This window comes from uncultured Campylobacter sp. (assembly GCF_905371695.1).
Classification (GTDB): Bacteria; Campylobacterota; Campylobacteria; order Campylobacterales; family Campylobacteraceae; genus Campylobacter_A.
This window is the reverse complement of the sequence record NZ_CAJPMA010000062.1, coordinates 1-10145: the sequence shown is the minus strand read 5'-3', so window position 1 is coordinate 10145 and position 10145 is coordinate 1. Positions and strand designations below refer to the sequence as shown.

General features: G+C 45.5%; 11 protein-coding genes. 10 read left to right on the top strand and 1 reads right to left on the bottom strand.

What is annotated here, in order from left to right:
- The 4 genes from QZ147_RS06470 to QZ147_RS06455 all read left to right on the top strand — a co-directional run.
- A partial coding sequence (locus QZ147_RS06470) for a Do family serine endopeptidase (RefSeq protein WP_295148384.1) occupies nucleotides 1-1282 on the top strand: 1282 nt, incomplete at its 5' end.
- A 198-nt stretch (nucleotides 1283-1480) separates the two neighbouring features.
- Entirely contained in the window at nucleotides 1481-2161 is a 681-nt protein-coding gene (locus tag QZ147_RS06465) for a response regulator transcription factor (protein WP_295148381.1), read from the top strand.
- Complete coding sequence (locus tag QZ147_RS06460; protein ID WP_295148379.1) at nucleotides 2161-3429, top strand: ArsS family sensor histidine kinase; 1269 nt, start codon at nucleotides 2161-2163, stop codon at nucleotides 3427-3429. The genes QZ147_RS06465 and QZ147_RS06460 overlap by 1 nt, the downstream gene beginning before the upstream one ends.
- 8 nt (nucleotides 3430-3437) lie before the next feature.
- Nucleotides 3438-4880 carry a potassium/proton antiporter gene (locus tag QZ147_RS06455; RefSeq protein WP_295148376.1) on the top strand — a complete coding sequence of 481 codons (1443 nt, stop codon included), beginning with the start codon at nucleotides 3438-3440 and terminating at the stop codon, nucleotides 4878-4880.
- Nucleotides 4881-4919: 39 nt separating this feature from the next.
- On the opposite strand, the gene QZ147_RS06450 is transcribed toward QZ147_RS06455, so the two are convergent.
- Complete coding sequence (locus tag QZ147_RS06450) at nucleotides 4920-6188, bottom strand: aminotransferase class I/II-fold pyridoxal phosphate-dependent enzyme (RefSeq protein ID WP_295148373.1); 1269 nt, start codon at nucleotides 6186-6188, stop codon at nucleotides 4920-4922.
- A gap of 138 nt (nucleotides 6189-6326) precedes the next feature.
- Here QZ147_RS06450 and QZ147_RS06445 point away from each other — a divergent pair, with 138 nt between their 5' ends.
- From QZ147_RS06445 to hemA, 6 genes are all read left to right on the top strand, one after another.
- Entirely contained in the window at nucleotides 6327-6659 is a 333-nt protein-coding gene (locus QZ147_RS06445) for a hypothetical protein (protein WP_295148370.1), read from the top strand.
- Nucleotides 6656-7279 carry an HAD family hydrolase gene (locus tag QZ147_RS06440; RefSeq protein WP_295148367.1) on the top strand — a complete coding sequence of 208 codons (624 nt, stop codon included), beginning with the start codon at nucleotides 6656-6658 and terminating at the stop codon, nucleotides 7277-7279. The genes QZ147_RS06445 and QZ147_RS06440 overlap by 4 nt, the downstream gene beginning before the upstream one ends.
- A gap of 52 nt (nucleotides 7280-7331) precedes the next feature.
- The gene (locus QZ147_RS06435; protein ID WP_295148365.1) at nucleotides 7332-7583 is read left to right on the top strand and encodes a DUF2018 family protein; all 252 of its coding nucleotides are present in this window, start codon (nucleotides 7332-7334) and stop codon (nucleotides 7581-7583) included.
- Complete coding sequence (locus tag QZ147_RS06430; RefSeq protein ID WP_295148363.1) at nucleotides 7576-8001, top strand: hypothetical protein; 426 nt, start codon at nucleotides 7576-7578, stop codon at nucleotides 7999-8001. Before QZ147_RS06435 ends, QZ147_RS06430 begins: the two co-directional genes overlap by 8 nt.
- An 18-nt stretch (nucleotides 8002-8019) precedes the next feature.
- Nucleotides 8020-8913 (top strand): polyprenyl synthetase family protein, encoded by an 894-nt coding sequence (locus tag QZ147_RS06425; protein WP_295148361.1) that lies wholly within the window; start codon nucleotides 8020-8022, stop codon nucleotides 8911-8913.
- Nucleotides 8913-10145, top strand: a 1233-nt coding sequence (hemA, locus tag QZ147_RS06420) for a glutamyl-tRNA reductase (RefSeq protein WP_295148359.1), incomplete at its 3' end; no start/stop codon positions are given. The genes QZ147_RS06425 and hemA, both read left to right, overlap by 1 nt.

The window sequence follows — 10145 nt, the reverse complement described above, 5'->3', positions numbered from 1 at the left end:
TTCGTATCACGGCTCGATCAGCGAAGCTAAAAAATCGGTCGTTAATATTTCTACGACTAAAACGCTAAATCAAAACGCGGGCGTTAATGAAATGTTTAATGATCCGTTTTTTAGAGAATTTTTCGGCTTTAACTTCGGCATCCCCAAAGAAAAAGAAAAAAGTACGTCGCTGGGTTCGGGCGTCATCGTCTCTACGGACGGATATATCGTAACGAATAATCACGTAATAGAAGATAGCGATCAAATTCTAGTAACGCTGGCTAACGGCGGTAAGGAATACAAAGCTAAAATCATCGGAAGCGATCCGAAAACCGATCTTGCCGTGATTAAAATCGAGGCAAACGGGTTAGCGGCGATTAGTTTTGCCGATAGTTCCAAGCTGCTAGACGGCGACGTGGTGTTTGCCATAGGCAATCCTTTCGGCGTGGGCGAGAGCGTAACTCAGGGTATAGTTTCGGGATTAAATAAGGATAATATCGGGCTTAATCAATACGAAAATTTTATCCAGACCGACGCTTCGATAAACCCGGGGAATTCAGGCGGCGCGCTAGTAGATAGCAGAGGCGCGCTAGTGGGTATTAATTCGGCTATTTTATCGCGCGGCGGCGATAGCAGCGGCATAGGTTTTGCTATACCTTCTAGTATGGTGAAAGATATCGCTAAAAAACTGATTAACGACGGAAAGATCGAGCGCGGCTACATCGGCGTAATGATAAGCAACCTAACGGACGATCAAAAAGAAATCTATACGAGTAAAGAAGGCGCGCTGATTTCAAGCGTAGAAAAAGGCTTGCCTGCGGACGAAGCGGGGCTAAAAAGAGGCGATTTGGTAACTTCTGCAAACGGAACTCCTATTAAAAACGCGAACGATCTTAAAAATTTAATCGGCTCGCTGGCGCCAAACAGTATGCTTGAACTAAATTACGAACGCTCGGGTAAAAATTTAAGCGCCAAAATCAAGCTAGCCAAGATGGACGCAAACGCGAAAGTGGCCAAAGATAGCGCGATTATCGAAGGGCTTGCGCTTTCGAATTTAACCGACGAAACTAGGTATAAATTTAAACTAAATTCGCAAGTCGTAGGCGTCTTGGTAACCGACGTAAAAGCGGGCTCTAAGGCTGAAAATTTCGGCTTTGAAAGAGGCGACGTGATCGTGCAAATCGGCGAAGAGATCGTAAAAGATATAGAGGATTTTCAAAAAGGCGTGCGCCAAGCTAGCGGCAAAAAGGTGCTGGTATGGGTAAATAGGCAAGGCATTATGCAAGGCCTAGTTATAAGGTAATACGCTTTTGCGGGCGCGTTTAAGCGAGGCTATTTTTGCTTCGCCGCGCTCGCAACCGAAAGCAAAATTCTAACCTTATCCCAAATTTTCGCGCAACGTTTAAATTTTACGCCGCGCCAAACTTCTAGCTATTCGTCGGTCTTAAAATTTTAAAATTTTCGGTTATAATAGCCCATAAAATTTTCAATCGAGGCAAAAATGATAAAAATTTTAATGATAGAGGACGATTACGAGCTCGCGGAAATTTTAAGCGAATATTTGCAAAACTACGATATGCAAGTAACTATCGCAGAGGAGCCTTATATCGGGCTTTCTACGCTAAATACCGGAGAATTCGACCTAGTTATTTTAGATCTTACTTTACCGGGACTCGACGGGCTTGAAGTATGTAAAGAGATACGCAAAAAGCATAACTTGCCTATCATTATTTCAAGCGCGCGTCACGACATTACCGATAAAGTAAACGCACTAGACAACGGCGCGGACGATTATTTGCCAAAGCCTTACGATCCCCAAGAGCTACTGGCTCGCATAAGAAGCCGCTTGCGTAGGCAAAGCGCAGTTTTAGACGAGATTAGCGCGCAAAACCAGCAAAAAGACATCACACTAAACGACTACGAGCACGAAATTTATTTCAAAGGCGCTAGACTAAATTTAACCGCCGCCGAATACGACATTTTAAAATATCTAATTCAAAAAGAAAGCGGCGCGGTAACGCGCGAGGAGTTAATTTATAATTGCGAGAGCATCAACGAAGACAGCACTAATAAAAGCATCGACGTCATCATAGGCCGCATCCGCGCCAAGCTCGGAGAAAATCCAAAAGAGCCGCGTTATATCCATGCTATACGCGGTCTCGGCTACAAGTTAGTGCTCTAATGTCGCGCTCGTCGATATTTTTTACGATCACTTTTATCTTCGCGCTGGCACTTACGTCTATATTTTTAGCGTTTTTGTGGCTAATGGATTACGACAAACAAAACTATGCGCGCGAGCTAAACAACAGGTACTCAAACGTCGCGCGAGCGAATTTATTCTACATGAGCGGTATAATCGATAAAGCCGAATTCGACCGCCAAATGGAAGGCACGCAGATGTCCGAGATCGCAGAGTCGTCCTTGCGAGATGAAATTTTAGCAAACGCTATCGTGATAGAGGAAATTTCGGCAGATCTCGGCAGTAGCGCGATACTTTTGTATAAAAAGCGCCATTATTTAAAAATGCGCCACCTAGACGAAATAAAACTTTTGATGGATAAGGACTTTCAGCCTTATCGCTACGTCGTCATACAAGCCGTATTTATCGTGGTCGCGCTTATTTTACTTGCCGCATACGTTTTTGTTATTATTAAAATTAAGCCGCTTCGTAAATTAAAGCGGCAAATCGATAAATTCGCCGCCGGCGAGCTAGATCAGATAAAAAACGTAAGCAGCGGAAACGACGAAATTTCAGAGGTTTCGCAGGCATTTTACGACGCGATTAGCCAGATTAAGGCGCTAAACGAGTCCAGGCATCTCTTTTTGCGAAACGTAATGCACGAGCTAAAAACGCCCATAACCAAAGGCCTAATCGCCGCGCAAATGATAGAAAAAGGCAAAAATCAAGAGCGGCTCGTATCGGTATTTCATAAACTCGAAAATTTGATCAACGAGCTAGCTGCCATCGAGCAGACCACGTCTAAAATCGCGCTAACTAATAAAAAACCCTGCCTAATCGAAGATCTAATCGACGAGGCGCTAGATATCGCGATGGTAGAGAAAGAACAAGTTAGCGTTAATATTTTGGAAGAAGCCCAGATAGTAGTCGATTTTAAGTTATTTTCGGTGGCTATTAAAAATATGGTTGATAACGGGCTAAAATATTCGGCGGACAGGCACGTAAATATCGTAGTAAGCGGCGGCGCGCTAAAATTTACGAGCCGCGGCGAGAAGTTAAAACAGCCGCTTGAATTTTACGTTCAGCCTTTCATTAAAGGCGAAGACGCGCAAAGAAGCTTCGGCTTGGGGCTTTATATAGTCAGCAGTATTTTAGCCGCGCACGAGCTAAATTTGGGTTACGAACATAAAAACGGGTTAAATATATTTTCGTTTGAAAATTTAAACGCCGTCAAAGCCGTCAAGCCCGTAGCCGCGCAAAGTCAAATTTAAGGTGAAATTTGGAAAATTTATTGCTATTCTTCGGGGTTTTGTTAATCTGCTCGATCTTGCTTAGTAAAATTTCAGACCGTTTCGGCATCCCGTCTTTGATCGTGTTTTTATGCGTGGGGATGCTGGCGGGCTCGGACGGACTTTTGGGGGTGCATTTCGACGATCAGGCGGTAGCTCAAAACGTCGGGATGCTGGCGCTTATTTTTATCCTTTACGCGGGCGGGCTGGATACCGATTTTGGCGCGATAAAGCCTATTTTCGGGCGAGGACTGGCGCTTGCTACGCTAGGAGTAATTTTAACCGCACTCGCACTCGCGCCGGTGGCTAAATTTTTACTAGGATTTTCTTGGGGAGAGGCGCTGCTTTTGGGCGCTATCGTCTCTTCTACCGACGCTGCGGCCGTATTTGCGATATTACGCGCCAAAAACATCTCGCTAAAAAATAACCTAGCTCCGCTTATCGAGCTGGAATCTGGCTCGAACGACCCGATGGCGATCTTTCTTACGATGAGCATTATTTCGATGATCTCGGCTTCGCAAATTCCGCAAGGCTCGGAAATTTTACTCGCTCTTTTAAAACAGTTCGGCATCGGTATCGCGGCGGGATATTTATTCGGCATTTTATTGCCAGCTATTTTTAACCGCCTAAGGCTTAAAATTTGGGGGTTGTATCCCGTCTTTTCGATCGCTTGGATACTGCTTCTTTACACGCTTTGCGTCAAAGTCGGCGGAAACGGATATTTAGCCGTTTATATCGCGGGAATTTTCATTAATAAAAAAGAATTCGCGCATAAGAAAAATTTAGTCGGCTTTCACGACGGCGTGGCGTGGACGATGCAAATCGTCGTGTTTTTGACGCTGGGACTTTTGGTCTTTCCTTCTGAGCTGCCTAAAATCGCTCTAATAGCGCTAGGGCTATCTATTTGGCTAGCGCTCGTGGCCAGGCCGCTGGGCGTTTTTGCGTCGCTGGCGTTTAGCAAATTTAGCTTAAACGATAAAATTTTCGTCTCTTGGGTCGGGCTTAGAGGCGTCGTGCCTATCGTGCTCGCCACTTACGCGTATGCTAGCGGTTCGCCGCATGCAAATACGATTTTTAACATAGTGTTTTTTATGGTGCTAATCTCCATAACCGCGCAGGGCATGAGTATAGGAGCGGCGGCTAAGCGCTTAAACGTCGTCCTAGAAGAGCCGCAGACGGTGCCTCAGCCGGTTTCTAGCGATTTTGACATGCATACGCTTTGCAGGCACACGCTGCACTTCGGCTCGAAGCTAATCGGTAAAAATTTAGCCGAATTAGAACTGCCTCGCGAATTTCTAGTGATACTTATTAAGCGTAAAAACGAGTATTTAAAGCCCTCGGGCTCATTCGTATTTGAAGAGGGCGATTTATTGCTGGTATCTTGCGAAAATCAAGCGTTATACAAAGAGACGATCAAAAATTTTACGGATTAGCTCCCGCCGCGCTGAATTTGCGGCGGGCTCGTTTAAAATTTAGGCATTTTTAAGAGCCGCGTCCAGATCCGCGATTAGATCGTCCGCGTCTTCTATGCCTATGCTTAGACGGATTATTCCCGCGCCGATACCCGCCGCTTCTAACTCTTGCGGCGATAGCTGCGAGTGAGTGGTGCTTGCAGGATGCGTGATTAGCGATTTGCTGTCGCCGATATTTACTACGATGCTAAATAACTTAACGCCGTTAATTACGCGAACGGCGAGTTCTTTATCGCCAACGTCGAAGCTTAAAAGAGCGCTCGCGCCGCCGTTTAAGTATTTTTGCGCTTTTTCGTAAAATTTATCGGTTTTTAGCCCCGGATAATTTACCGCTTTTACGCGCGGATGAGAGCTTAAAAATTCGGCTACTTTTTGCGCGTTTTCGCAGTGTTTTTTCATCCTAATACCGAGCGTTTCAAGTCCTTGAATCAAACTAAACGCGCTATGCGGAGAGAGCGTGGCGCCGATGTCTCTAAGTAAACCAAGCCTAATTCTAAGCGTAAAAACATCAAACGCTTCGGGCAAATTAGCGTAAATTAAGCCGTGGTAGCTAGGATCGGGCTCGTTAAAATGCGCGTATCTAGGGTTTGCTTTAAGTAGTTTATTAAGCCCTTTCGAGCTTACGACGATGCCGCCTATCGTATTGCCCTGGCCGCCGACGTATTTAGTCGCGCTATACACGCTTACGTCGATACCGTGTTTAAACGCATTAAAAAGTACCGGCGTAGCTACGGTATTATCTACTATCGTTACGATTTTGTGCTTTTTAGCTACGGCTACGATATTTTCGATATTAGGGATCGCTATTTGCGGATTTGAGAGGCTTTCGAAAAATATCGCGCGAGTTTTATCGTCTATTAGTTTTTCAAGACCCTTCGCCTCGTCGGGATCGAAAATTCGCGCTTCTACGCCGAAGCGTTTAAAGGTGTAGGTTAGTAAAGATTGCGCGTAAATTTTGCTTGAAACTAAAATATTATCGCCCGCTTCTACTAAGTTCGCGACCGCATAAAAAATCGCAGCTTCCCCGCTTGCTACGCTAATGCTCGCCGCGCCGTCGTCAAACTCCGCAAAGCGCGCTTCTAACACGTCTAGCGTCGGGTTGGTTAATCGCGAATAAATCGGCCCTAGCTCCGCTAACGCAAAGCGATTAGCCGCCGTTTGCGCGCTACCGAAATCGTAAGCCGTAGTCGCGTAAATAGGCACCGCCATAGCTCCCGCGCCTACCTTCGTGTCGTAGCCGAAATGCGTCGCAATGGTATCTTTTTTCATTTTTTCCCCTTAAATTTGGATTTGCGGGCAAAATTTTACATTTGGAGCATAAATAAAAAGGCAATACGTAAACTAAACGTAAATTTTTAGATAAATTTTTAAAATTTGCTATAATTGCCGAAATTTTAACGGAGAAAAATGAGTCAAATAGACGAAAAAGCCAAACGCGTAAAATATCTGCGAGCGCTGGAAAAATTCGCTAAATTCGCCGTAGGCGCGCTTAAAAGAGAAGATTTTAACGAGGCGGCGTTTTACGAGCGGGCGGATAAAAACGCGCAAATTTTAAAAAAGATCGAACCCGTGTTTTTAGATCAGCCCTATGCCAAAGCGCTTGAAAATTTCGTTAATCAAATTTTAGCTCGCTGTGCCAGAGACGAGCTCGTGCGCGCCGCAAACGGACTTGATCGCCTAAGGAATCAAAAAACCTACAAAAAAGAAAAACATAAAAAAAACTACAAGGACGAAGCGTGAAAACGATAATTTTCGATATGGACGGCACGATAATTAATAGCGAAAAGGCTATCGAGCGCACGATAAACGAAATACGAGCCGATATGGGACTAGCGCCGCTAGATGCGAAATTTATCGTAAAAACCATAAACGAGCCGGGGCGAAATTTGGCGATGGAATTTTACGGTATTAATAGCCCTTACGCGGGGTTAAAAGAGGGATTTGAGGCCAAATTTAAAGCCTACTACGATCTTTACGCGCGTTGCTACGACGGCGCGAAGGAGTTGCTTATTTGGTGTAAGGAGCGAAATTTTAAAACGGCGCTAGCCAGCAACGCTCCGCACGGCACGCTTACGCAAATTTTAAGTAAAAACGAAATTTTAGAGCTTTTCGACGAGGTTATCGGAGTGAGCGCGGACGTACCGCAAAAGCCAGATCCCGCGATGCTGCGATTAGCCGCGGAGCGCACGGGCGCGAAAAAGGCGCTATTCGTAGGCGATAGCATGAAAGACGAACTGGCGGCTAAAAACGCGAAAATGCCTTATATGCAGGTTAGCTGGGGGTTCGGCGTTCCTAGCGAAAGCGCCGAGTTTAACGCAGCGACGATCGAGGAAGCTAGGCGGATAATCGATGAAATTTGATTTAAGAAAAAATGAGTATAATCGAAGAATTTTATTTTAAGAAGCGGTAATAATGGGAATTTTCGAAAGTACTCCGAGAGAAAAATTTTTTGAAATTTTATTTAACGCCGATCGCGCTGTTGCGCGAAACGAGCTTGAAAAATTTTTTGAAATTTTCGTAGCGATGAGGGAATTTTGCGACGAAAACGGCTTTGACGAAGCTAAAATAAAAAGCTTTATCGCTAGTAACGCGCAAATTTTACAAAGCGGGCTGGATGATATTTTTATAGGGCTAAGCGGAGAAATTTTGAGCAAAAATGAGTAAAATTTTAGCCTTTTTAGCTCTTTGCGCGGCTTGCGTCTTTGCGGGGCCGCCCGCGTTTGAGCCCGTGCATACGTTCGAGCTTAAAAAGGATGAATGGGCGCGCGTGATAATCACTGAAAAAGCGACGCAAAAGCAAGACAGCTTCGACTTTCGCTGGACGATATTCGATAGTACTAACATCGTCGTGCAAAGTTTCTTTCGCCGCTATCCGCGCCAGATGATAATGTCGCTAAGGCATGGGCAAAACACATATATGCAGCGCGTGATGCCGGATTTTACTATGCCGCCGAACGACGGCGTGAAGCTTTACGTTACTTTCGTTAAATTCGAAAATAAAAAGGCTAGCTTTTTAGTAGGCATTATCGACGAGGATAAAAGGATCGATACGGAATTTATCGATCCGCCGACGAAAAAATAGCGAAATTTAGGGGCAAAGATGGAAAAAATCGACGAAATTATGAAAAATTTTATAGACGAGCTATGCTTTGCGGACGCGAGCGAGATGTTTGGACGAATAAGCTCCGGCAAAAAGCTACGTTCGAAGTTAGTTTTAAAAATAGCCCCTCAAAACGAGCAAACGCTGCGGCTTTGTGCGATTATCGAGCTTATCCATCTAGCCAGCTTGCTGCACGACGACGTTATAGACGAGGCTACGACTAGACGCGGTAAAGCCAGCGTAAATGTGCTTTTCGGAGCAAAAAACGCCGTAATGCTAGGCGATATACTTTACTCCAAAGGCTTTTACGAGCTATCTAAACTAGACCCCAAAATCGCGCGGATAATCTCGGACGCGGTTAGTAAATTAAGTATCGGCGAGCTAATGGACGTGCGGCTAGGCGAAAATTTTAATCCTAATCGCGAAAAATATATGGATATGATTTATTACAAAACGGCGGTCTTAATCGAGGCTAGCGCCGCATGCGGAGCGCTAATGGCCGGACTTAGCGAGGAGAAATTTAGAATTTACGGCAAAAATTTAGGCATAGCCTTTCAAATAATAGACGACGTGCTAGACGTCACGCAAGACGCCGCGACGCTCGGCAAACCCGCGCTAAACGACTATAAAGAGGGTAAAACGACGCTGCCGTATATCTACCTTTACGAGGCGCTAGACGCTGCGGGCAAAGAAAAGCTCGCTAAAATGCGCGGACGAGAGTTAGACGCGGACGAGAGCGCTTGGATAAAGCGAAATTTCGCCGAGCTAGGCTGCGTTAAGCGCGCCGTAGACGAGGCGAGGGCGCTTTGCGACGAGGCGCTAGAAGCCATAAAAGAGTATAAAAACGAAGGTCTTGAAAGTATCGTAAAAAGCATGATAGAAAGGGATTTTTAGTGCATTATTTAAGTATAAGCTTTACACATAAAAATACCGACATTTCGGTACGCGAGAAGCTAGCTTTCGACAGCGACGAGAAAAAAGAGCAAATTTTAAGGCTGTTAAAATCCAGCAAGAGCGTGATTGAATGCATGGAGATTAATACCTGTAATCGCGTAGAGCTGCTAGCCTACGCGAGCGATCTAAAAACGGCGACCGAACACGCGATGCGCTGCATGGCGATATATTCGGGTATTTACGAAGACGAGCTGTTTGAAAGGGCCGATATCTACGAAGATAGCGGCGCCGCGCACCATATTTTTTCGGTCGCTAGCTCGCTAGATAGCCTAGTAGTGGGCGAAACGCAAATCGTAGGACAGATTAAAAACGACTTTAAATTCGCGACCGATTTAGGCGCGGCGGGCGAGAAGATCGGTAAAATCATTCATTACGCCTGCAAATGCGCCGCAAAAGTGCGAAACGAAACGCAAATTTCAAAAAACCCTATATCCGTAGCTTCCGTAGCCGTCGCAAAAGCGCGCGAAATTTTCGGCTCGTTAGAAGGTAAAACGGCCGTCGTAGTAGGCGCGGGCGAGATGGGCGAGCTAGCCGCGCGCCACTTAATAACCGCGGGCGCGGAGGTCATAGTCGTAAATCGCAGCACCGAGCGCGTAGAAGCGCTAGTAGACGAGCTAGGCGAAAAGGCGAGCTGGGATAGTATTTTAAAGTTAAAAGAGTACGTAAATAATTACGATTTGATATTTTCAAGCACCGCGGCGCCCCATCCTATAATTACGGGAGCGATAATCGAGCCGCGAGAATTTCATAGATATTTTTTCGACATAGCCGTACCGCGCGATATTAATTTGGTAAACACCGAAACTATTAGCGTTTATACGGTGGATGATTTAGAGGAGATCGTGCGCCGAAATTTGGCTATGCGCGAGGAGCAGGCGCAAATAGCTTACGCGATCGTGGGAGCGGGAGTGAGCGAGTTTTTAAAAATCCTTAAAAACGACGTTAGTATCCCCGTTATCAAAGCTATTCGCGAGCAGGCCAAAATTTGCGCGCAGCGAGAGCTTGAAATCGCTCTAAAAAAGGGCTATTTAAAGCACAGCGACGCGCAGGAGGCGCAGCGCCTAATACATCAGGTATTTAAGGCGTTTTTGCATCCTTCTACGATAAATCTAAAAGCGCTTTCCGCGCGCGACGACGGCGAGAAAATAGCCGAGGCTATGCGCTACGTTTTT